The 22,667-nt window shown below is 71.5% G+C and carries 21 protein-coding genes; 15 read left to right on the top strand and 6 right to left on the bottom strand.

What is annotated here, in order from left to right:
• Positions 1-20: 20 nt before the first annotated feature.
• Genes GON04_RS22545 through GON04_RS22535 form a run of 3 tightly spaced genes read right to left on the bottom strand, consistent with a single transcriptional unit; the run spans position 21 to position 2,551 of the window.
• Entirely contained in the window at positions 21-968 is a 948-nt protein-coding gene (locus GON04_RS22545; RefSeq protein ID WP_157400217.1) for a Bug family tripartite tricarboxylate transporter substrate binding protein, read from the bottom strand.
• A 3-nt stretch (positions 969-971) separates the two neighbouring features.
• Positions 972-1,850: a VOC family protein gene (locus GON04_RS22540; RefSeq protein WP_157400216.1), complete on the bottom strand. Its 879-nt coding sequence runs from the start codon at positions 1,848-1,850 to the stop codon at positions 972-974.
• Entirely contained in the window at positions 1,847-2,551 is a 705-nt protein-coding gene (locus GON04_RS22535; protein WP_157400215.1) for an aspartate/glutamate racemase family protein, read from the bottom strand. Before GON04_RS22535 ends, GON04_RS22540 begins: the two co-directional genes overlap by 4 nt.
• 122 nt (positions 2,552-2,673) lie before the next feature.
• Here GON04_RS22535 and GON04_RS22530 point away from each other — a divergent pair, with 122 nt between their 5' ends.
• Together GON04_RS22530 and GON04_RS22525 are read left to right on the top strand one after the other, a co-directional pair.
• Entirely contained in the window at positions 2,674-3,477 is an 804-nt protein-coding gene (locus GON04_RS22530; RefSeq protein ID WP_181653715.1) for an IclR family transcriptional regulator domain-containing protein, read from the top strand.
• A gap of 115 nt (positions 3,478-3,592) precedes the next feature.
• A complete protein-coding gene (locus tag GON04_RS22525; protein ID WP_157400213.1) occupies positions 3,593-4,276 on the top strand; it encodes a dihydrofolate reductase family protein in 684 nt (227 codons plus the stop codon).
• A 9-nt stretch (positions 4,277-4,285) separates the two neighbouring features.
• Here the strand turns inward: GON04_RS22525 and GON04_RS22520 are convergent, their stop codons facing one another.
• Positions 4,286-4,858 carry an NADPH-dependent FMN reductase gene (locus GON04_RS22520; RefSeq protein WP_157400212.1) on the bottom strand — a complete coding sequence of 191 codons (573 nt, stop codon included), beginning with the start codon at positions 4,856-4,858 and terminating at the stop codon, positions 4,286-4,288.
• 88 nt (positions 4,859-4,946) lie between these two features.
• Positions 4,947-5,879: a LysR family transcriptional regulator gene (locus tag GON04_RS22515; RefSeq protein ID WP_157400211.1), complete on the bottom strand. Its 933-nt coding sequence runs from the start codon at positions 5,877-5,879 to the stop codon at positions 4,947-4,949.
• A 90-nt stretch (positions 5,880-5,969) separates the two neighbouring features.
• Here GON04_RS22515 and GON04_RS22510 point away from each other — a divergent pair, with 90 nt between their 5' ends.
• The 7 genes from GON04_RS22510 (at position 5,970) to GON04_RS22480 (ending at position 13,272) form a co-directional block, all read left to right on the top strand.
• Positions 5,970-7,121, top strand: a complete 1,152-nt coding sequence (locus GON04_RS22510; protein ID WP_157400210.1) for an acyl-CoA dehydrogenase family protein — start codon at positions 5,970-5,972, stop codon at positions 7,119-7,121.
• An 11-nt stretch (positions 7,122-7,132) separates the two neighbouring features.
• Positions 7,133-8,338 (top strand): CaiB/BaiF CoA transferase family protein, encoded by a 1,206-nt coding sequence (locus GON04_RS22505; RefSeq protein WP_157400209.1) that lies wholly within the window; start codon positions 7,133-7,135, stop codon positions 8,336-8,338.
• 16 nt (positions 8,339-8,354) lie between these two features.
• Positions 8,355-9,347 (top strand): Bug family tripartite tricarboxylate transporter substrate binding protein, encoded by a 993-nt coding sequence (locus GON04_RS22500; RefSeq protein ID WP_157400208.1) that lies wholly within the window; start codon positions 8,355-8,357, stop codon positions 9,345-9,347.
• A 424-nt stretch (positions 9,348-9,771) separates the two neighbouring features.
• The gene (locus tag GON04_RS22495; protein WP_157400207.1) at positions 9,772-10,209 is read left to right on the top strand and encodes a universal stress protein; all 438 of its coding nucleotides are present in this window, start codon (positions 9,772-9,774) and stop codon (positions 10,207-10,209) included.
• A 66-nt stretch (positions 10,210-10,275) separates the two neighbouring features.
• Positions 10,276-10,794 carry a host attachment protein gene (locus tag GON04_RS22490; protein ID WP_157400206.1) on the top strand — a complete coding sequence of 173 codons (519 nt, stop codon included), beginning with the start codon at positions 10,276-10,278 and terminating at the stop codon, positions 10,792-10,794.
• Positions 10,795-10,962: 168 nt separating this feature from the next.
• Positions 10,963-11,799 carry a helix-turn-helix domain-containing protein gene (locus tag GON04_RS22485; RefSeq protein WP_157400205.1) on the top strand — a complete coding sequence of 279 codons (837 nt, stop codon included), beginning with the start codon at positions 10,963-10,965 and terminating at the stop codon, positions 11,797-11,799.
• Positions 11,800-11,916: 117 nt separating this feature from the next.
• Positions 11,917-13,272 carry an MBL fold metallo-hydrolase gene (locus tag GON04_RS22480; protein WP_157400204.1) on the top strand — a complete coding sequence of 452 codons (1,356 nt, stop codon included), beginning with the start codon at positions 11,917-11,919 and terminating at the stop codon, positions 13,270-13,272.
• Positions 13,273-13,287: 15 nt separating this feature from the next.
• Here GON04_RS22480 and GON04_RS22475 read toward each other — a convergent pair whose 3' ends face one another.
• The gene (locus GON04_RS22475; protein WP_157400203.1) at positions 13,288-14,211 is read right to left on the bottom strand and encodes a LysR family transcriptional regulator; all 924 of its coding nucleotides are present in this window, start codon (positions 14,209-14,211) and stop codon (positions 13,288-13,290) included.
• 80 nt (positions 14,212-14,291) lie between these two features.
• Here GON04_RS22475 and GON04_RS22470 point away from each other — a divergent pair, with 80 nt between their 5' ends.
• Genes GON04_RS22470 through GON04_RS22445 form a run of 6 tightly spaced genes read left to right on the top strand, consistent with a single transcriptional unit; the run spans position 14,292 to position 22,648 of the window.
• Positions 14,292-15,155: an amidohydrolase family protein gene (locus GON04_RS22470; protein ID WP_157400202.1), complete on the top strand. Its 864-nt coding sequence runs from the start codon at positions 14,292-14,294 to the stop codon at positions 15,153-15,155.
• A complete protein-coding gene (locus tag GON04_RS22465) occupies positions 15,152-17,212 on the top strand; it encodes a hydantoinase/oxoprolinase family protein (RefSeq protein WP_157400201.1) in 2,061 nt (686 codons plus the stop codon). The genes GON04_RS22470 and GON04_RS22465 overlap by 4 nt, the downstream gene beginning before the upstream one ends.
• Positions 17,209-18,891: a hydantoinase B/oxoprolinase family protein gene (locus GON04_RS22460; RefSeq protein WP_157400200.1), complete on the top strand. Its 1,683-nt coding sequence runs from the start codon at positions 17,209-17,211 to the stop codon at positions 18,889-18,891. Before GON04_RS22465 ends, GON04_RS22460 begins: the two co-directional genes overlap by 4 nt.
• A 12-nt stretch (positions 18,892-18,903) precedes the next feature.
• A complete protein-coding gene (locus GON04_RS22455; RefSeq protein ID WP_157400199.1) occupies positions 18,904-19,860 on the top strand; it encodes a Bug family tripartite tricarboxylate transporter substrate binding protein in 957 nt (318 codons plus the stop codon).
• The gene (locus GON04_RS22450; RefSeq protein WP_157400198.1) at positions 19,857-20,963 is read left to right on the top strand and encodes an NADH:flavin oxidoreductase/NADH oxidase; all 1,107 of its coding nucleotides are present in this window, start codon (positions 19,857-19,859) and stop codon (positions 20,961-20,963) included. The genes GON04_RS22455 and GON04_RS22450 overlap by 4 nt, the downstream gene beginning before the upstream one ends.
• Positions 20,960-22,648 carry a class I adenylate-forming enzyme family protein gene (locus tag GON04_RS22445; protein WP_198349392.1) on the top strand — a complete coding sequence of 563 codons (1,689 nt, stop codon included), beginning with the start codon at positions 20,960-20,962 and terminating at the stop codon, positions 22,646-22,648. The genes GON04_RS22450 and GON04_RS22445 overlap by 4 nt, the downstream gene beginning before the upstream one ends.
• The last annotated feature ends 19 nt before the right edge of the window (positions 22,649-22,667 follow it).

Here is a 22,667-nt window from a genome sequence, read left to right as displayed (position 1 = left end):
CCTGCGCGGCCGGCCGGGCGTCAGTCCACCTTGCCGCCGGACTTGCGCAGGATGGCCGAGAACTTGGGAATGAGCCGGTTCATGGTGTCGCCGTAGGCTTGCGGCGTACCGGGATTGGCGGTCAGGCCCATGGCGTCCATGCGCTCGCGCACCTGCGGCAGGGCCAGCGCCTGGTTGAACGCGGCATTGATCCTGGCGATGGCGTCGGCCGGCGTGCCGGCGGGTGCCAGGACGCCGGTGACGCCTTCGACCACGAAGTCCTTGTATCCTGCCTCGGCGAAGGTCGGCACCTCGGGCATGCCGGGGAAGCGCGACTTGCTGGCCACGGCGAGCGCACGCACCTTGCCGTCCCGGACGTAGTCGGCCGTGCCGGTCACCGCCTCGAAGGTCACCTTGACGTGGCCCCCCAGCATGTCGGTCATGGCCGGTGCGGTCCCCTTGTAGGGCACGTGGACCATCTTCACGCCGGCGTCGGCGAGGAAGAGCTCCATGCCGAGGTGCTGCAAGGTGCCGTTGCCGGCCGATGCGTAGGCCACGGGCTGGGGCGAGGCCTTGAGCCAGGTGACGAGTTCCGGGACGGTCTTCACCGGCAGGCTGGGATCGACCAGCAGCCAGTACCGCGACGACGCGATCTGGGCCACCGGGGTGAAGTCCTTGATCGGGTCGTACCGGACCTTGAACAGCTCGTGGTTGGTGGCGTGGTTCGCGATCGCCCACAGAAGGGTGTAGCCGTCGGCCTTCTCACGCGCCACGAATTCGGTCGCGATCGTCCCGCTGGCGCCGACCCGGGTGTCGATGACGATGGGCTGCTTGAGGATGTTGGAGGCCTCGGTGCTCACGATGCGCGCGAGCGTGTCCGAGGCGCCGCCGGCGGGCCACGGCACGACCAGCCGGATGGGCTTGTCGGGGAACGCGGCGTGCGCGAGCTGCGTGAAGAAGACGAGCGCGAGGCTCAGGAGGATGCGCATGGTTCAGTGGCTTTCGGTGAAGTGGATGACGTTGCCGCACGCCTGGGCGGGGCGCACGTAGAGCGTGCCGTCGGCACAGCGCTGGAAGGGAACGGCGTGGCGATCGAGCTGGTCGACCACGGCCTGCAGCGACGCCGTGCGCACGCTGAAACCCGCGGGCCGGGCCGTGCGCGGCGCAGCGACGCCGGGGAACAGGCGCTCCCACGCGTCGGGCGTCGCGATGCGCAGCCAGCTGGTCTCGAACCGGAACCCGATCAGCCCGGGCGTCCCCGGTTCGGGCTGGACCTGCAGCACGCCGGCCAGCCGGCGCGCCAGGCCGGCGGCATCTGCCGCGCAGACATAGGCGCCTTGCAGTGCCTGCGCCGCGTTCGGGTGCTCCAGCAGGTGGGGCTGCCACATCAGGTCGCGGGTCAGGTGCTGGGTGTACAGGAAGGTCGCCTCCGGGAACTCGGCCGCGCGGAACTTGACGTTGAGGAATTCGACCCGGCGCCGCTCCAGCGCCTGTGGCCCGACGTCGACCTCGCGCCCCAGCTCGCGTGGTGCGTCGAGCGCGCTGCCGTTGCGGGCCAGCGCGCGCAAGTCGTCGATCGAGCCGGGCTGCAGGCCCACGATATGCAGGCCCTCGTAGCGGTCGAGATACTGCTGGGCCGGGGTCGGGAGGGTCCGGTCGAAGATGCCCAGGACCTCGAGGTAGCCCTGCTTCAGCATCGCGCAGTGGTTGCCCTGCCCGAACTGCTGCACCGGCCCGCCGGGCTCGACGGCTCCGCGGTGCTGGCTGCGCGGCGTCATCCGGAACCCCAGCTTCTCGAAGGCCCGCCGCCCCGCGTCCAGGTCCGCGACCGCCGTCCCCAGGTGGTCGAGATCCCTCGCCAGTGCCTTCATGCCATCTCCCTTGCCAGCGCGGCGTCCACGATGGACACCGCATGCAACTGCGTCGAATCGAATGTCGGACAGGGTGTGGCTATGTCGCGCAGCAGGATGGGCAGTTCGGTGCAGCCCAGGATGACGCCTTGTGCGCCGCGCGCGGCCAGGTCGTCACAGGCCCGCAGGACGGCAGCGCGCGCCGGCTGCGAGAACACGCCCCGGGCCATCTCACCGAAGATGAAGCCGTCGATGGCGTCGCACGCCGGCGCGTCGGGCGTCAGCACCTGCAGCCCGTGCCTGTCCACCAGCCGCTGCTGCAGGAAGGGCTCCGTCATCGTGCGGGCCGTGCCGAGCAGGCCCACGCGCGCCATGCCGGCGGCGCGCACGGCCTGCCCCAGCGCATCGCCGATCTGCACCAGCGGGTGCCCCAGCGACTGTTCGAGCCGATCGGCGCGGCGGTGGGCGGTGTTCGCGCACAGGGCGAGAACCTGCGCGCCGGACTGCCGCAGCGACCGGGCGGCGGCGAGGAAGCGGGCAAAGACCTCCTCTTCGTGGCCTTGCGCGCCGAGCCTGGCGATGACCTCGAAGTCCAGCGACTCGAGGACCAGGGGCGCGCTGTGCAGGCCCCCCAGGCGCCGGCCGGTCTCGAGGTTGATGCCGCGGTAGTACTCGACCGTCGAGTGCCAGCTGATGCCGCCGATCAGGCCGATCTTCTTCATCGACGGCCCGGCGCAGCGGCTGCGCGGCGGTGGTGACGTGGCGGGAATCTCATGCTATCCTCGCGTTCACTGAGTGAACAAATGTTCGCATAGTGGTTCGATGGTTGCAGGAGAGGATGGCGATGTCAAGCATTGCAGGGGACGCCGAGGTCACGGCCGGCGCCGGGCCGCGCCGCAACGACCAGTTCGTCGAGGCCTTCGCCAAGGGCCTGCAGGTGATCCGTGCGTTTCCGTCCCAGCGCCAGACCGCCACGCTGGCGGAGATCGCGCAGAACGCCGAGATGCCGCGCGCTACGGTGCGCCGCATGCTCCTGACCCTGGTGGAGCTGGGGTATGCGACGCAGGACGTCGACCGCTTCGCCCTCACGCCCAAGCTGCTGGACCTGGGCTTCGTCTACCTGCACTCGATCCCGCTGTACCGGTCGGCACAGGACGTGCTGGAGGCGCTGGCGCGCGAATTGAACGAGCTGTGCTCGCTCACCATCCTCGACGGGACGGAAACGGTCTATCTCGTGCACGTGCAGGGGCGCGATTTCCTCGGCCGCGGCATGGGCGTCGGGGCCCGGCTGCCGGCCTATGCGACCTCCTTCGGTCGCGTGCTGCTGGGCGCGCTCGACCAGCAGGAGCGCGAGCAGCGCCTGGACAGCAGCCCGATCAGCAAGCTGACGCCGAACACCCTGACCGACCGGGCGGCGCTGGCGAAGGCAATCGAGGCGGCCGGCCGTGATGGCTACAGCCTGGTGGTGGAGGAACTGGTCGCCGGGGTGATCGGCATGTCGGTTCCGGTGCGCGACCGGCGCGGCAAGGTCGTTGCCGCGGCGGGCATCAGCTTCAACCCCGTGCGCTTCAAGAAGCGCGACGCCATCGAGCACTACCTGCCGCACCTGCGGCGGGCGGCCGACCAGATCACGCTCAGCCTGCCCTAGGGTGCCGGCGCGGCGGGGCCGCGTGGCGCATGCTGTCGAAACCGGCCGCCGTCGTTCGTCGTGGGGGTGGGGCAGCCCTCCTGGCCGCCCGGCCATCAGCCCAAGGAGTCGCACCATGAGAAAGCTCATCGCATCCACCTTCGTCTCGCTCGACGGCATCCTGCAGGCGCCGGGTGGCCCCGAGGAAGACCGCAGCGGCGGCTTCGCCTTCGGCGGCTGGACCTTTGCCTACTGGAACGAGTCCGCGGACATGTCCGGCAAGCTGTCGACGGACGGGTTCGACAGCAAGGGCCGCGAGCTCCTGCTCGGCCGCAGGACCTACGAGATCTTCGAGGCCTACTGGCCGTACCAGCCGGCCGACCACCCGATCGCGCAGTCGCTCAACGCCACCAGGAAGCACGTGGCTTCGCGCACCCTGAAGGGGGAGCTGGCATGGAACAACTCGACCCTGTTGCGGGGCGACGTGGCCGAGGCGGTCGCGGCGCTCAAGTCGCAGGCGGGGCCGGACCTGCAGATCATCGGCAGCGGCAACCTGATCCAGACGCTGCAGGCCGCTTCGCTGATCGACGAGTACAACGTCTGGACCTTCCCGGTCGTGCTCGGGCGCGGCAAGCGGCTGTTCGAAGCTTCCGCCCGGCCGTGCGGCTTGCGCCTGGTCGCATCGCAGGCCGCGGACAGTGGAGTGGTGATGAGCACCTACGTGCCGGCCGGCGCGGTTCCGGAGGGATCGTTCGTGCAGGGCGAGCCGAGCGCGCAGGAAGTCGCCCGCCGCGCGAAGCTGGCGCGGGAGGCGGGCTGACGACGTGGTTCAGGGCTGGCGCGGCAGCACCGTCAGCACCCGTTCCACGAACGCCTGGAACTCCGTCATGTAGTTGCGCAGGAACTCGGCGGTCGCCTCATCGCTGACTTCACCCTCCGGGGTGATCAGGCCCGGCTTGAAGTGGATGTAGGCCTCGACCTGGTTCATCAGCGGCGAATTGCAGAAGCAGAGCACGCCGCGCAGGCTCTGCTGCGCCACCGCCGTCCCGATCGAGCCGGGTGAGGCACCGATCACGCCGGAGGGCTTGCGCGCGAACGAGTTCTGCCCCCACGGCCGGCTGGCCCAGTCGATGGCGTTCTTGAGCCCGCCGGGGATGGACCGGTTGTATTCCGGCGTGACGAACAGGATCGCATCGACGTCGGCAATGGCCTGCTTCAGCGCCCGCGCCGGTGGCGGGAAATCGGCGTCGTAGTCCTGGCTGTACAGCGGCAGGTCCTTGATGGGGATCTCGACCAGCTGCATCTCCTGCGGCGCCAGGCGCGTCAGCGCCTTGGCCAGCAGGCGGTTGATCGAGGTGGACGACAGGCTGCCGACGAAATAGCCGACCTTGTATCTGGGCATGGCTGCTCCTTGCATCAGTGGGCCGCAGGCTGGCCGGCCCGGTTGCCTGCGGCCAGCATAGGCCGTTCCCCGGCAGCCGTGTGCGGGATCAGGCCGGCTGGGCCACGCGCTTGCGCTGGCGTCTCGCGCCCTGGCTTTCCACCTCGGCCAGGACGTCGCGGAACCTGGCGGCAACCGCCGGCTCGTTGTGCGCATGCGTGGCGACGGCCAGCGCCGTTTCCAGCCGCTCGCCGCCGTCGGTGAGCCTGCGGAACTCCACGCCCGCCGGCGCCTGCATGCGGCTGAGCGAGGGCACCAGGGCCACGCCCAGGCCGCTGCCCACCAGGCTCAGCACCGTCTGCACCTGCACCGCCTCCTGCACGATGCGCGGCGTGAAGCCCGCCGCCTGGCAGGCGGCGACCACCTGCACGCGCAGGTTCATGGCGGCCGTTGCCGAATAGGTGACGAACGGCTCGTCGGCGAGGTCGCGCATGCGCAGCGTGCGCTTGCGGGCCAGCGGCGAGCCGGCCGGCAGCGCCGCCGCCAGGACGTCGCTCTCCACCGGGCGCAGCACCACGGTCGTGGCTTCGACGACGGGATAGCGCACCAGCGCCAGATCGACGTCGCCGCGCTCCACCTGCTGCAGCATCTGCGTCGTCGTGCTCTCGCGCAGGTCGAGCTCCACCCCGGGAAAGCGCTCGCGGAACACCGGCAGCACGCGCGGGAAGAGGGAATAGGCCGCCGACCCCACGAAGGCGATGCGCAGGCGGCCCGACATGCCCCCGCTGGCACTGGCGGCCGCGCGCTTGAGCTGTTCGGCATGGAAGGCGATCTGGCGGGCATGGGCGAGCACCGCCTCGCCGGCCGGCGTCAGGCGGATGCCGCGCCGCTCGCGCGCGAACAGCCGGGCGCCCAGTTCGTCCTCGAGACGCCGGATCGACACCGACAGCGGCGGCTGCGCCATGTGCAGGCGCTCGGCTGCGCGCCGGAAGTTCAGCGTCTCGGCCAGCGCCACCAGCTGCTTCATCTGCTGCAGGTTCATGGAACAAAAAGATATCACGGCGCAAAAAACGGGTATTGGACCGGTATCAAGGACGGTCCTAGAGTGGCTCCATCCGATCGAGGCACCCGAATGACCGAACGCGAAGAGACGCTTGAACTGCTCGTCGATGCCGCCCGCCGCTTCGCCCGCGACGTGCTGGTTCCGGCCGAGGCGGAAGTGGAGGCCAGCGGCGAGATTCCCGCCCGTGTCGTGCAGGGCCTGCGCGACCTCGGCCTGTTCGGCATGACGATCCCCGAGGAATACGGCGGGCTGGGCCTGTCGGTGTACGAGGAAGTCCGCGTGGTGCAGGAGATCTGCTACGCGCAGCCGGCGTTCCGCTCGTATTTCGGCACCACCAACGGCGTGGGCACGCTGGGCATCCTCAACTTCGGCACCGAGGAGCAGAAGCGCCGGTACCTGCCCCAGCTCGCCACCGGCGAGATGCTGGCCTCGTTCGCGCTGACGGAGCCGGACAGCGGGTCCGATGCCGCCTCGCTGGTGACCAGGGCGGTGCGCGACGGCGACCACTGGGTGATCAACGGCGCCAAGCGCTTCATCACCAACGCGATCCATGCCGGCGTGTTCACCGTGTTCGCCCGCACCGGCAGCAAGGACTCGGGGGCCAGCGGCATCTCGGCCTTCCTGGTGGACCGCGGCACGCCGGGGCTGACGGTCGCCAGGCCCTACGCCAAGATGGGCTTCGCGGGATCGCATGAATCCGACGTCACCTTCGACGACGTCCGGGTGCCGGCCAGCGCCATGCTCGGGCCGGAAGGCACGGGGTTCAAGAACGCGATGAAGTCGCTGGACCATGCGCGACTGCACATGGCCGCGGTCGCGGTGGGCCTGGCGCGCCGATTGCTCGACGAAGGCACGAAGTACGCGGTGGAACGCCGGCAGTTCGGCCAGCCGATCGGCAAGTTCCAGCTGGTGCAGGGCATGCTGGCGGACAGCCAGGCCGAGTACCTGGCCGCGAAGGCCCTGGTCGAGCAGTCGTCACGCGACCGCGATGCCGGCCGCAAGACCACGCTGGAGGCGGCCTGCTCCAAGTACTTCGCCACCGAGGCGGCCGGCCGCATCGCCGACCGCATGCTGCAGATCCACGGCGGCAACGGCTACATCAAGGAGTACGCCATCGAGCGCCTGTACCGCGACGTGCGGCTGCTGCGGATCTACGAGGGCACCAGCCAGATCCTGCAGGTCATCACCGCGCGCGAGATGCTGCGCGAGGCAGGTCTCTGAGGGCCGCGCCGATGGCAGGACCGCTGGACGGCGTTCGCGTGCTGGACCTCACCAGCGTGGTGATGGGCCCGTTCGCCACCTGCATGCTCGCCGACCTGGGGGCGGACGTGATCAAGGTCGAGCCGCCTGGCGGCGAGGTGATGCGCAAGTCCGGCCCGATGCGCAACGCCGACATGGGCCACTTCTACCTGTCGATCAACCGCAACAAGCGCTCGGTGGTGCTGGACCTCAAGCAGCCCGGCGCGCGCGATGCCCTGCTGCGCATGGCACGTGACTGCGACGTGCTGGTCTACAACATCCGTCCGCAGGCGATGGAACGGCTCGGGCTGGGGTACGACGCGGTTCGCGAAGCGAATCCGCGCCTCCTGTACGTGGGCGCCTACGGCTTCAGCCAGAACGGCCCGTACGCGGCACGGCCGGCCTACGACGACCTGATCCAGGGCATGTGCGGCATTCCGTGGCTGTCGCAGCAGGCAGGCGCCGACCAGCCGCGCTATGCGCCCATGGTGCTGGTCGACCGGATGGTGGGACTGCAGCTGTGCAACGCCATCACCACCGCGCTGTTCCACCGCGAGCGCAGCGGCCGCGGCCAGCGCGTGGACGTGCCGATGTTCGAGGGCATGCTGTCCCTCGTGCTGGGCGAGCACCTGGCCGGCCGCCAGTTCGAGCCGGCCGTCGGCCCGGCCGGCTACCAGCGCAGCCTGGCGCGCGACCGCAGGCCCTACCGCACCCGGGATGGCTGGCTGTGCGTGATGGTCTACAACGACAAGCAGTGGCGCAGCTTCTTCGCCGCCATCGGCCGCGGCGCCCAGTTCGACGCCGACAGCCGCTTCCACACCCAGAATTCGCGCCTGACGAACATCGACCACGTGTACGGCTACCTGAGCGACGTGCTCGCCACCCGCAGCAGCGACGAGTGGCTGCAGCTGTTCGAGCGGGCCGACATTCCCGCCGCGCGCATGTACGACGTCGAGGACATGCTGGCCGACGAGCACGTGCAGGCCACCGGCTTCGTGCGCGAGGTGGCGCACCCCAGCGAGGGCACGCTGCGCATGACCGCGATCCCGACCGAGTGGTCCGAGACCGCGCCGGCCCACCGGCGCCACGCGCCCCGGACCGGCGAGCACACCTGCGAGGTGTTGCGCGAGTGCGGCTTCGGCGAGGACGAGATCGAGACGCTGGTGCAGACGGGTGCCGCCAGCCAGGCCGGCCCATGACGACAAGGAGACAAGGATGACGATCACCCGCAGGGCACTGCTCCAGGCAGCGCTCGCTTCGCCGCTGGCGCTGCCGGCGCCTCTCGTGTTCGCGCAGGGTGCCTGGCCGCAGCGGCCGGTGCGCCTGGTCGTGCCGTTCGCCGCCGGCGGGCCGAGCGACGTGCTGGCGCGCGCCTTTGCCAAGCAGCTGGGCGAAGCGGTGGGCCAGCCCGTGGTGATCGACAACCGCACCGGCGCCGGCGGCTCGATCGGCATCGACGCCGTGGCCAAGGCAGCGCCGGACGGCTACACGCTGGGCTTCGCGCACACCGGCACCACGGCGATCAACCCCCACGTGATGCAGCGAAACCCCTACGACCCGCTCACCGACCTGGCCCCGATCACGCCCATCGTGTCGTACGCCAACGTGCTGGTCGTCAATGCCAACGTGCCGGCGTCCACGGTGCAGGAATTCGTGCAGTGGGCCAAGGCCAACCCGACGGCGGCGACCTTCGCCTCGGGCGGCAACGGCGCGACCAATCACCTGTCGGGCGAGCTGCTCAAGACGCTCACCGGCGCTCCGCTCGTGCACGTGCCCTACAAGGGCAACAGCCCGGCGATGACGGACGTGATCGCCGGCAATGTCGCCAGCATGTTCGACATCCCGGTCACGGTGCTGCCGCAGCTCAAGACGGGCCGCATCCGCGCGCTGGCGATCCTGAGCTCGCGGCGCAGCTCGGTGCTGCCCGACGTGCCGACGCTGCGCGAGGCGGGCTACCCCGGCTTCGAGGAGGCCGGCAGCGACCTGTGGTTCGGCCTCGTGGCGCCCGCGCAGGCGCCGGCCGCCCTGGTCGAGCGCATCCACGCCGAGACCGTGAAGGTCGTGCGCTCCAGGGACATGGCGGAGACGATCAAGACCATGGGCTACGAGCCCTGGACGATGCAGCCCGCCGAGTTCAAGGCGTTCATCCGCGCCGACCACGCCAAGTGGGGCAAGGTGGTGAAGGCGTCGGGACTCAAGGCCGAGTGAGCGGCTACGGCCGGCAGACTCCGGAGCGGGCAGCGGCTGCGACAGTCGTCATGCCGGGCGCGAACCGGCATCCATCTCCGAACCCAGCGCCGCGCACGGACCGCGTTCGGGAGATGGATTGCGGGTCGAGCCCGCAATGACGAGGATCGGGAAGAGTTCGTCACGCCGCCGGGACGCCCGAGAAGTTCGTCATGCCGGGCTCGACCCGGCATCCATCTCCAGGTCGACGTCGCACCCGAGCCGTGTTCGGGATCGGAGGTCGAGCCCGCAATGACGGGGATCGTCACGAGCTTGACGGGGAACGGACTCTTCCGTGCCGCCCCGGGGAATCCCGCAAAGCCGTGCCTGACTTGATCTGGCGCAATCCGGTTGTGCCGTGCACCGCCGACCATGCGCGTTCCATCCATCCCCGAGGAGAGACCCCATGTTCCGACGCATCCTGATCGCCGTCGACGGCAGCGAGACCTCGAACCATGCCCTCGACACCGGGCTGCAGCTCGCCAGGCAGGGGCAGGCCAGCGTGCGGGTGGTCCATGCGCTGGACGAGCTGGCCTCCGTCAGCGGCTACCCCTACAGCGCGCAGCTGCGTGACGTGGTGCGGCAGGAGGGGCAGAAGATCCTGGACGATGCCCTCGCGATCGCCCGCAAGGCCGACGTGCCGGCCGACGCCGAGCTGGTGAACCAGCCCGACGGGCGGCTCGGCGAAATGGTCGCCAACGCTGCGCGCGCCTGGAACGCCGACCTGGTCGTGGTCGGCACCCACGGCCGGCGCGGCATCGGCCGCGTGCTGCTGGGCAGTGGCGCGGAAGAGGTGGTGCGCATGGCCCCCGTGCCCGTGCTCACGGTGCGGTCCAGCGCCTGACCCGCAGCGCCGCGTGGTGGTCGGCCGCGGCGGCTGCAAGGCCCCGGCTGGTTGCCAGGCATTGCCATGCACTGGATCGTCATCGCCAGCGCGTCGCGCGCACGGGTGCTGCATCGCGCCCCCGACGGCACCTTGACGGTGCTGCAGGCGTTCGCGCAGGCCGAGGACCACGGGGCCGGCCCGCGGACCGACCCCGACCGCCGCGGCTGGCGTTTCGGCCGCCCCGGCGCCGGCGGGGCGTCGCTGGCGGCGCGGGTGGATTCGCACCGGCGCGAGCACCGGCGCTTCGCCGCCGAGCTGGCCGCCCTGCTGGAGCGGTCGGCCCGGACGGGCGCCTTCCGGGACCTCACCGTCATCGGCACCGAACCGTTCGTCGGCCACCTGCGGCAGGCGCTGGGCCCGCTCACCCGGCGCCGCGTGCGCGGCGTGCTCGGGCTCGATCTCTGCCACGTGGCCTGGGCCGACCTGCGCGACCGGGTCGACGCGGCCCTGCGCGCGGGCCCGTCGCCAACGGATGGGTGCGGCCGTCCGACACCACGCGCCGCGTGCGATGGCCACGGCCGGGCACCACGGCCGGGCCGGTAGCTGATCCGGTAACGGTTTGCCCCAGCGGTTCCCCCACCCCCGCCTGCTTGACATTTGTCATGTGCAGGGGCTCCTGGCCGACTAGAGTGGCCTCCATCGACGGGCCGGCGCGGAGGTGGAGCGGCCCCTTCCGCATGGCAGCCAAGGCTGCACTCCCCGGAGGTCCCCATGCCCATCACCGCCATTCCCGTGGGCTCCCTGACGTCGCCGCTGTCGCCCTGGCCGCAGCCGGCGGCCCCGGAAGTCCGGATCCCCTTCCGAGCCCGCGGCGAAGCCGGCGAGGCGCGCCCGCCGCCGCGCCCGCGCGAGCAGGACCTGTCCGATGAGGCGTTGCGCCCCGGCCTGCCGGCCCGATCCTCCGGGCTGCTCGACGGCGCCGCCTTCGTCTTGCGCCGCATCAAGATCGGCCAGCCCGCCTACCTCGAGGGCGACGCACTGCAATCGCTGTTTGCCGTGCTGCGCGGCAGTTTCAAGGCCTCGGTCCTGCTGCGCGACGGACGCGACCAGGTCACCGGCTTCTGGATGGCGGGCGACCTGATGGGCATGGACGGCATCGCCGGGGGCGCCCATGCCCTCACCGCGACGGCGCTGGAGGACAGCGACGTCTGGGTGCTGCCCTTCACCGGCATGCAGGCGATGTCGGCCCAGGGGCCGCAGTGGCAGGAAGCCATGTGCCGGGCGCTGGCGCAGGAAGTGGTGCGCGAGTACCGGCACATGCAGGTGCTCGGCGGCACCAACACCGAGACCCGGCTGGCCTACTTCCTGCTGGAGATGTCGGACGCCATGCAGGCGCGCGGCTACTCGGCCACCGAGTTCCACCTGCGCATGTCGCGCGCCGAGATCGGCAGCTACCTCGGCGTGGCGCTGGAAACCGTGAGCCGCACCCTGTCGGCCTTCCAGCAACTGGGCATCATCGGCGTCCACAAGCGCCACATCACGATCCACTCGCTGGACGCGCTGCGCGCCGTGCGCGACGGCGAAGGCCTGCGCGCGCTGCCCGACTGACGGCCCCGCAGGCCGCGGGACGCCGGTCCTGCTTGAGGTGCGTCAACTAGCGGGCGCGGGCTGCCCGCTACCGTGGCGCCGGCCGCAGCTTCGCGGCAGGACGACGGAGCAAGCACGATGCGATTGACCTTCCTGGGTGCCGCCGGCACCGTCACGGGTTCGAAGTACCTGCTGGAGCACGAGGGACGGCGGCTGCTGGTGGACTGCGGGCTGTTCCAGGGGCTGAAGGTCCTGCGCCTGCGCAACCGGGAGCCCCTGCCGCTGGATGCCGCGGCGATCGACGCCGTGGTCCTGACGCATGCGCACATCGACCACAGCGGCTACCTGCCGGCGCTGGCGCGGCAGGGGTTCCGCGGGCCGGTCTACTCGACCCCCGCGACGCGCGACCTTGCCGGGCTGATGCTGCCCGACGCCGGCCACCTGCAGGAGGAGGATGCCGCCTACGACAACCGGCACGGGTTGTCGAAGCACCGGCCGGCGCTGCCGCTGTACACCGAGGAGGACGCCCGCCAGTCGCTGCGGCTGTTCCAGCCCCGGCCGTTCCACGAGGACTTCGAGCCCATCCCCGGCGTGCGCCTGCGCTTCACCCGGGCCGGCCACATCCTGGGCGCGGCCAGTGTGCACGTGGCCTGGGACGGCGGCACGGTGCTGTTCTCCGGCGACCTGGGCCGTGACGACGACGTGCTGATGCGGCCGCCGGAGGCGCCGCCTGCCGCCGACCACGTGCTGGTGGAGTCGACCTACGGCGACCGGCGCCACGTCGAGGCCGACACGGCCACGGTGCTGGCGGGCATCGTGGCGCGCACGGCGGCGCGCGGCGGCATCGTCGTGGTCCCGGCGTTCGCGGTCGGCCGCGCCCAGGCGCTGCTGCACCTGCTGCACGAGCTCAAGCAGGAAGGGCGCATCCCCGACCTGCCGGTGTTCCTCAACAGCCCGATGGCGGCCGACGCGACGGAGATCTACCACCGCCACCGCGCCGAGCACCGGCTCGATGACCAGCAGTCGGCCGGCATGTGCCGCGTGGCCCGGATCGTGAACTCGGTCGAGGAGTCGGAGCGCCTCAACCGCCTGCGGGTGCCGGCGGTGATCATCTCGGCCAGCGGCATGGCCACCGGCGGCCGCGTCGTCCACCACCTCAAGGCCTTCGCGCCCGATGCGCGCAACACCATCCTGCTGGCCGGCTACCAGGCCGCGGGCACCCGCGGCGCCGCCCTGGCCGGCGGCGCGAGCCAGCTGCGGATCCATGGCGAGGACGTACCGGTGCGGGCCGAGGTGACCAGCCTCGGCTCGATCTCGGCCCATGCCGATCGCGCCGAACTGCTCGCCTGGCTGGGACGGCTGCCGCGGCCGCCCCGGCGCGTGTTCGTGACCCACGGCGAGCCGGTGGCGGCGGACAGCCTGCGCCAGGCCATCGAAGAGCGGCACGGCTGGCCGTGCACGGTGGCCGAGCACCTGCACGCGCACGAGCTGTGAGCGGCGGCGCCGCCCTCAGCGCTGGATGTCCTTGATCAGGAACGGCGAGCGCCGCGTCGTCTTGGCGATCACCGCGCGCACCACGCGCTCGAGTTGCGCGGCGGCGCGGGACCGGGGCCGTTCGCGGGCGCGGATGATGCGCAGGCGCAGCGGGATGGCGGGGCGGAACGGCACGCCGACGATGGAGGCGCGCGGCCGGGCGACGTGCAGGAAGGGCTCCGAGATCGCCAGGCCGCAGCCGGCCTCCACCAGGTCGAGGGCCTGCTCGGACTGGTTGACCACCATGTCGATCTCGCGCCGCTGGCCGGCGTCGGCCAGCGCCTTGCGCACCAGGCGACCGATCGCGGTGTCGTCCCGGTAGCACAGCAGCGGCTGGGCCTGGAGGTCGCGCGGGCCCACGCTGCGCCGGCTGGCCAGCGGGTGGTCGCGGGGCATGAAGCACACCGCCTCGGCCTGGCAGATGTTCTCGCCGTCGATGTAGGGGTTGTCGGTCGGCTCGTGCACCAGGCCGAAGTCGGCGTGACTGTGGGCCACGCGCTCGGCGACCTGGTGGGTCGGCAGCATCTGCACCTCGATGCGGATGTCCTGGTTGGCGCGGCTGAACTGGGCGATGGCCGGCGTCAGGAAGGCGTGGGCCAGCGACGCCGCGCTGGCCACCGTCACGTGGCCGGCATGGCCGTCGCGCAGGCGCTGGATCAGCAGCGAGATCGCGTTCATCTCGTTGCGCAGCTGCTCCACCTGGGGCAGCAGCGTCTCGGCCTCGGGGCTGGGATAGAGGCGGCCGCGCACGCGCCGGAACAGCACGAAGCCCGCCGCTTCCTCGGCCAGGCGCAGCGTCTTGGACACCGCGGGCTGGGAGACGTCCAGGGTGCGCGCCGCCTCGCTCACCGAACCGGTGCGCATGATGGCCTCGAACACCTCGAGCTGGTGCGCGTTCATGGGTCATAACCTCCGGTAGCAAATGCCGTAACCCGCAGTGTATGGACTTCGGCAGCCGCCTTTCCAAGAATGGGGGCCGCATGACCGTGATCGACTTCAACAGTCGCCCGCCCATCCCCGCGTTCGACGGGGCCGGCGCCGCCCACCTGCGCAACTACCGGCGCGTCTACGAGGGCAGCGAGGCGCAGGTGCGTGACGCGGCCGGCAGCGATCCCCTGGGCAGCTACCTGGCCGCCTACGACCGGGTCGGCGCCCGCCACGTGGTGGTCAAGGCCAAGGACGTCGAGACCACGTTCGGCATCAAGGTCGACAACGAAGCCGTGGCCGCGTTCTGCCGCGCGCACTCGCCCCGCTTCATCGGCTGGGCGGGGGTGGATCCGCACAAGGGCGAGGCCGCGGTGCGCGAACTGGAAGTGGCGGTGCGCGAGCTGGGGCTGCGCGGCCTGAACCTGCAGTGCTTCGAGCACCGGCTCGCGATCAACGATCCCCGGCTCTACCCGCTGTACCGCAAGTGCGTGGAGCTGGACGTGCCGGTCAACATCCACTGCGGCATCAACTTCTCCACCGACTGCCTGATGGAGCACGGGCGGCCGCTGCTGCTCGACCAGGTGCTGGTCGAGGTGCCGGGCCTGCGGGTGGTGGCATCGCCGCCCGGCTGGCCCTGGGTGCACGAACTGATCGGGGTGGCCTGGCGCCATCCCAACCTGTCGATCGCCGTCTCGGCCGTCCGGCCGAAGCTGCTGGCCACGCCGGGCTCCGGCTACGAGGGGCTGCTCCAGTACGGCAACACCGTCCTGCAGGACCGCATCCTGTTCGGCACGTCGTACCCGATGCAGCCGATCGAGCGCGCGGTGCAGGAGGTCCTGCAACTGCCGCTGAAGGATTCCGTGCGCGACAAGTGGCTGCACGGCAACGCGGCGCGATTCCTGGGAGTGTCTGCATGAACAAGGTCGCCATTGGCGTGGACATCGGCGGAACCTTCACCGATGTCGTCGCCCGCGACGCCACCGGGCGCACGCGCATCGCCAAGGTGCCCTCGACCCGGCCCGACCCGGCCGAGGCCGTGCGCAATGTGCTGCGCGAACTGCTGCCGGCCTGGGGCGTGGCACCGGCCGACGTGGTGCGGTTCGTCCACGGCACCACCGTGGCCACCAACGCCGTTCTCGAGCGCAAGGGCTCCCGGCTCGGGCTGCTGTCGACGGCGGGCTTCACCGACGTGCTGGAGATCGGGCGCCAGAGTCGCAAGCAGATCTACGACCTGATCCTGCGGCCGGAGACGCCCGTGTTCCTGGCGCCCGGGGCCCAGCGCCGCGGCGTGGTCGAGGCAATCAGCCCGACCGGCGAGGTGACCACGCCGCTCGACCCCGAGTCGCTGGCCGCGGCCGTGCAGGCGCTGGTCGACGAGGGCGTGCAGGCGATCGCGATCTGCTTCCTGTTCTCGTACATGAACCCGGTGCACGAGCGCCAGGCGGCCGACTTCATCCGCGAGCGGCATCCGGGGCTGCTGGTGTCGCTGTCCTCCGAGGTCGATCCGGCGTTCCGCGAATACGAACGCACGGTGGTGACCTGCTTCGACGCCTACGTCAAGGCCGGCCTCGACCGCTACCTGGCGGCCATGGAATCCGACCTGGCCGGCGCCGGCGTGCCGGCCACCCTGCAGATCATGCAGTCGCGCGGCGGCGTCTGTTCGGCCCGCGTGGCGCGGCGCCGGCCGATCCGGCTGTTCCTCTCCGGCCCGGCCGCCGGTGTCGTCGGCGCCCGCGAGGTCGGGCGCTCGGCCGGCCACGGCAACATCATCACGGTCGACATCGGCGGCACCAGCTCGGACATCGCGCTGATTGCCGACGGCAGGCCCGTGATCCGCCCCGATGGCCTGCTCGACGGCTACCGCATCCGGGTGCCGATGGTGGACGTCAACTCGATCGGCTCGGGTGGCGGCAGCGTGGCCTGGATCGACGCCGGCGGCGGGCTGCGCGTCGGGCCGCGCTCGGCCGGCTCGCAGCCGGGCCCGGCCTGCTTCGGCCGCGGCGGCACCGAGGCGACCGTCACCGACGCCTCCGTGGTGCTGGGGCTGATCGATCCGGGCTACTTCGCCGGCGGCAGCATGAAGCTCGACCGCGACCTGGCGCTGCGGGCGGTGGAAGAGAAGATCGCCCGGCCGCTGGGCATGAGCGTGCTGCAGGCGGCGCTGGGCATCCTGCGGGTGGTGAACGTGCAGATGGCCGAGGGCATCCGGCTGGTGTCCATCAGCCGCGGCGTCGACCCGCGCGCCTTCGCGCTGATGCCGTTCGGCGGCGGCGGCGCGCTGCACGCCGCGGCGCTGGCGCGCGAGCTGTCGATCGACACCATCGTGGTGCCGCGCTATCCCGGCGTGCTGTGCGCGGCCGGCCTGCTGTCGGCCACGGTGGAGCACGAGGCCGCCAGTGCCTTCGTGCGCAAGTTCGCCCAGGCCGGGGTCGCCGAGGTGCTGGCACGCTGCGACCGGCTGGCGGCCGAGTGCACGGAGCGGATGCGCGAGGATGGGGTCGACGTCGCCGAGGTGCGCACCAGCTGCCTGGCCGACGTCTGCTTCGTCGGCCAGGCCCACCACATCGAGGTGCCGTTCGAGACCGACGACCCCGAGCGGCTGCTCGGCCAGCTGTACGACCGCTTCTGCGCGCTGCACGAGCAGCTCTACGGGCACGCCACGCGGTCGGCTGCCATGTTCGTCAACCTGCGGGTGGTGCAGCGGGCCGCGGCGGCCGCCGAGCCCGCGGCGGCCGCGCGCCGTCCGGCGACGGGCACGCGACCGCCGGCACGCAAGGGCACCCGCCGGATCCTGCTCGACGCACGCGCCGACTTCGTCCCGGCGGCCGTGTTCGACCGCGACGGGCTGGCGCCGGGCGACGTCATCGACGGGCCCGCCATCGTCGAGCAGGCCGACACCACCACCCTGGTGGAGCCCGGCTGGCGGGTCAGCGTCGCTCCCGACGAGTCCCTGATCGCGAGGAAGACGTCATGAACGCGCGCGTCGAGTCCCTGGACCCGATCACCCTGGAGGTGATCCGCAACAAGCTCGAGGGCATCGCCAACGAGATGCAGATGACGCTGCTGCACAGCGCCTTCTCGCCCATCGTCAAGGAGGGCATGGACTGCTCGGCGGCCGTGTTCACCGCCGACGGCCAGACCATGGCGCAGGCCACCGCGATTCCGATCCACCTCGCGACCATGATCCCGGCGCTGCACGCCGTGCTGCACAAGTACCCGGTGGCGTCGATGGCGCCCGGCGACGTCTACCTGCTCAACGACCCCTACTGCGGCGGCACCCACCTGCCGGACATCACGCTGTTCGTGCCGGTGTACGCCGACGGCCGCGTGGTCGCCTTCAGCGTCTCCACGGTGCACCACCAGGACATGGGCGGCATGGCGCCCGGCTCGATCCCGACCAACGCGACCGAGATCTACCAGGAAGGCCTGCGGCTGCCGCCGCTGAAGTACATGGACGCCGGGCGCGAGAACGAGACCCTGCGCGAGATCCTGCGGCTGAACATCCGGCTGTCCGACACGTTCTTCGGCGACCTGCACGCCCAGCTGGCGGCCTGCCGGGTCGGCGAGCGCCGCCTCACGGAGCTGTGCGCCAGCTACGGCGCGGCCGACATCGAGCGCGGCTTCGGGCTGCTGCTCGACCGCTCCGAGGCGATGACCCGCAATGCGCTGCGCCAGCTGCCCGAGGGCACCTTCCACTACGTCGACTGGCTGGACAACGACGGCGTGGAGCTGGACCGCAAGGTCCGCCTGGAGGTGGCCGTCACCGTGCGCGACGGCACCATCCACTTCGACTTCACCGGCACCGACCCGCAGCTCAAGGGGCCGCTCAACTGCGTGCCCTCCGGCGCCCAGGCCGCCGCCTACTACGCCGTGCGCGCCCTGACGGACGCCAGCATTCCCACCAACGGCGGCTGCTTCCGGCCCGTCACCCTGCACCTGCCCGAGGGCAGCCTGGTCAACCCGGTGGCGCCGGCGCCGGTGAACGCGCGCACGGCCACCATCAAGCGCATGTGCGGGATGATGGTCGGCGCATTGGCCGAGGCGGTGCCCGAGCGGGTCCCGGCCGCCTCGGCCAGCGTCTCCACCATGCTGGCCTTCGGCGGCCGGCGGCCGGACGGCAGCAGCTTCATCGTCAGCGAGCTGGTGGCCGCCGGCACCGGTGCCAGCCAGGCCAGCGACGGTGTCGACTGCCTGCAGACGGATGGCTCCAACAGCATGAACCTGCCGCTCGAATCGCTCAGCATGGACGTGCCGGTGCGGGTGCTGCGCTTCGGCCTGCGGCCGGACTCGGGCGGCGCCGGCCGGCACCGCGGCGGGCTGGGCGTGGTCAAGGAATACGAGTTCCTGGTCGACGGCATCCGCTTCACCTACCGCGGCGAGCGCCACTTCACGCAGGCGCGCGGGTCTCGCGGCGGCGGCGCCGGCGCGATGGCGCGCGCCACCATCCACCGGGCCGACGGCCGCGTCGAGCAGATCCCGTCCAAGACGGTGACTGAGCTCGGGCGCGGCGACCGGCTGCTGGTGGAGACGGCGGGCGGCGGCGGCTTCGGCGCGCCACAGGAGCGGCCGCGCGAGCAGGTGCTGGCGGACCTGCGCAACGGCAAGGTGAGCCCGGCCGCGGCGCGCGAGACCTATGCACAGACTGGCCTTTGACTGGAGATGACGATGAAGCGCATTGCTGGGTGCCTGCTGGCACTGTTCCTGTCGATGGGTGCCTGGGCCCAGGCGGAGTACCCGAACAAGCCGATCCGCATCGTGATTCCGTTCTCGCCCGGCTCGGCGACGGACCAGACCACCCGCATCCTCGGCCAGGCGGTCTCCACGGCGCTCGGGCAGCCGTTCGTCTACGACTACAAGCCCGGCGCCAACGGCGCCATCGCGGGGGCCGAGGTCGCCAAGGCCGCGCCCGACGGCTACACCCTGCTGGTGGCGGGCGGCAGCGTCATGGCCGTGGTGCCGGCCACGGTGAAGAAGCCGCCCTACGACCCGGTGGCCGACTTCACGCCGATCACCGACTTCGGCCGCTTCACCTTCTTCCTGTTCGTCAATTCCGCGGTGCCGGCCAAGACCCTGGGCGAGTTCGTCTCGTACGCCAAGGCCAATCCGCGCAAGCTGTCGTACGGCACCGGCAACGCCAGCGGCATCGTCGCCTTCACCCAGATGAACGCGCTGGCCGGCATGGACCTGGTGCACGTGCCGTACAAGGGCGAACCGCCGGCCGTGATCGACCTGGTGGCGGGCCGGCTGGATGCGATGTGGGCGACGCCCACCGCCACGCTGCCGCACGCCAAGGACGGCAAGCTGCGCGCGCTGGCAACCTCGCTCAAGACGCGCTCGGCCCTGCTGCCCGACGTGCCGACGATCGACGAGGCGGGCATGCCCAAGTTCAACATCGTGCTGTGGCAGGGCCTGGTCGGCCCGGCCGGCACGCCGCGGCCGGTCGTCGATCGCCTGAACCGCGAGTTCAACGCGGCCATGAAGCGGCCGGAGGTCATCGCCGCCATGGACGGCCAGGCCTTCACGCTGGTGCCCGGCACGCCCGAGCAGTTCGGCGCGCTGGTCAAGGAGCAGATCGAGACCTACCGCAACCTGCTGCGCCAGGCCGGCGTGCAACCCGAATGAGCAGCACGAGCGCGCTGTTCCGGCCCTATGCGCTGCGCGGGCTGGAGTTGCCCAACCGCATCGTCATCGCGCCGATGTGCGAGTACAGCGCCGTGGACGGCTGCGCGACCGACTGGCACCTGATCCACCTCGGCCACCTCGCGCTGTCGGGGGCGGGCCTGCTGGTCATCGAGGCCACCGCGGTGGAGGCGCGCGGGCGCATCACGCGCGAGTGCCTGGGCCTGTACTCGGACGAGAACGAGCGCGCACTTGCGCGCGTGCTGCAGGTGGTGCGCCAGTACAGCGACATCCCGGTCGGCATCCAGTTGGCGCACGCGGGCCGCAAGGGCGCGCGCATCAAGCCCTCGGACGGGCGGGCGCCGATCCCCGCGGGGGAGGGCGGCTGGAGCACGGTCGCACCGAGCGCGGTGCCGTTCGCCGACGGCTGGCAGACGCCGCAGGCGCTCGATGCGCAGGGCATGCGCGAGGTCATCGCCGCCTTCGTGCGGGCGACGCAGCGCTGCGTGCGCCTGGGCCTGGACCTGATCGAGCTGCACGCCGCGCATGGCTACCTGATCAGCTCCTTCCTGTCGCCGATCGCCAACCGCCGCAGCGACGGCTATGGCGGCACGGCGGCCGCGCGCATGCGCTTCCCGCTCGAGCTGTTCGAGGCGGTGCGCGCCGCCTGGCCGCGCGACAAGCCGCTGGGCGTGCGCTGCAACGGCACCGACTGGGACGAGCGCGGCATCACGCCCGAGGACACGGTGGCGTTCGCGCGCGAATTGCGCGGGCTGGGCTGCGATTTCGTCGACGTCTCCTCCGGCGGCAACAGCGCGGCCGCGGTTCCGCTGCGGCCCGGCTACCAGGTCCCGTTCGCCAGCCAGGTGCGCCGCGAGGCCAGCATCCCGGCCATCGCGGTCGGGCTGATCCGCGATCCACGCCATGCGGAGGCCATCGTGGCCGAGGGCCATGCCGACCTGGTGGCGCTGGCCCGCGGCATCCTGGACAACCCGCGCTGGCCCTGGCATGCGGCGCGCCTGCTCGGCGCCGAGGTCGCCGAGCCCTACCAGTACAAGCGGGCCGTGGCGCAGGAGCCGTATCCCCTGCGGCAGGCGGCGGCATGAGCACCCGGACCGACGGCGCGGACACCGCCCGCATGCAGAGGCCGCTGGCGCCGGAGTGGCTGGACCCCGCCTATTCGCGCGACCTGCGCGAGCGCTGCCGGCAGATCGAGGCCGAGCCGCTGCCGGCCTCGACCGCCGCCCTGCTGGACGAGGCTGCCGCCGCCGTGCCCCATCGCTGCGCCGTGCAGTTCATCGACACCGGCGAGCGCTACACGTACGCCGAGCTGAAGGGCGCCGCCGACCGCCTGGCCGGCGGCCTGCACCGGCTGGGCGTGCGCAAGGGCAGCCGGGTGGCGGTGATGCTGCCCAACATCCCGCAGTTCCCCATCACCTGGCTGGCGCTGGGGCGGCTGGGCGCGGTGATGGTGCCGGTGAACGTCGGCTACACGGCGCGCGAGCTGGAGTACGTGCTGAACGACGCGCAGGCCCAGTTCCTGGTCCTGCACGACAGCTTCCTCGAGGTCCTCGACGGGGTGGCGCGCTGGCCGGACGGGCTGGACGCCGGCCGCACGGTGGTGGTGGGGACGGGACGGCCCGCGCAGCAGAGCTGGGAGGCCGTGCTCGGGGCCGGCGAGGCCGGCTTCGTCGCACCGGAGCCGGTGGGCCCCGACGACCTGTGCAACATCCAGTACACGTCGGGCACCACCGGCTTTCCCAAGGGCTGCCTGCTCACGCAGCGCTACTGGGTGACCATCGGCAAGATCAACTCGGCCCGCGATGGCCTGCGCTACGAACGCATCCTGACTTCCACGCCGTTCTATTACATGGACCCGCAGTGGCTGCTGCTGATGACGTTCTACCAGCGGGCCACCCTGTTCGTCGCCGCGCGCCAGAGCGCCAGCCGCTTCAGCACCTGGCTGCACGAGCACCGCATCCAGTTCTGCCAGCTGCCGGCCGAGCCCGCCTACAAGCAGCCGCCGCTGCCGCTGGACGGCGCCAACCAGGTCCGGCGCGCCAACGTGTACGGCCTGCGGCCCGTCATCCATGCCGAGGTGGAGCGGCGCTTCAACCTGAACGCCCGCGAGGCCTTCGGCATGACCGAGATCGGCTCCACCATGTTCGTGCCGATCGAGGCGGCCCAGATGACGGGCAGTGGATCGTGCGGTGTCGTCGGCCCGTTCCGCGAGGTGCGGGTGGTCGACGAGGCGGGCCGGGTCGTGCCGCCCGGCACCATCGGCGAGCTGCAGGTGCGCGGCAGCGGCATCCTGCTGGGCTACTACAACCGGCCGGACGCCAGCCGCGACGCCTTCCAGGACGGCTGGTTCCGCACCGGCGACCTGTTCCGCCAGGACGAGGACGGCTGGCTGTTCATCGTCGGCCGGGTGAAGGACATGATCCGGCGCAGCTCCGAGAACATCCCGGCGCGCGAGGTCGAATCGGTGCTGCGCGGGCTGCCGGAGATCGCCGACGTCGCCGTGATCCCGGTCCCCGACGAGCTGCGCAAGGAGGAGGTCAAGGCCTGCGTGATCCTGCAGCCCGGGCTGCAGCCGGCCGACCTGCCGCCGCAGCGCATCACCGACTACGCCAGGCAGTTCCTGGCCGCCTTCAAGGTGCCGCGCTATGTGGAGTACCTGCAGGAGTTCCCGCGCACGGCCTCGGGCAAGGTGCGCAAGCAGGAACTGATCGCGGCCAAGCCCGACCTGCGCGCCGGCAGCTGGGACCGCGTGGACGACGTGTGGCGTTGACGAACAAGAGGAGACAAGG

This window comes from Ramlibacter pinisoli (assembly GCF_009758015.1).
GTDB lineage: Bacteria > Pseudomonadota > Gammaproteobacteria > Burkholderiales > Burkholderiaceae_C > Ramlibacter > Ramlibacter pinisoli.
This window is presented reverse-complemented; position numbering and strand designations above follow the sequence as displayed.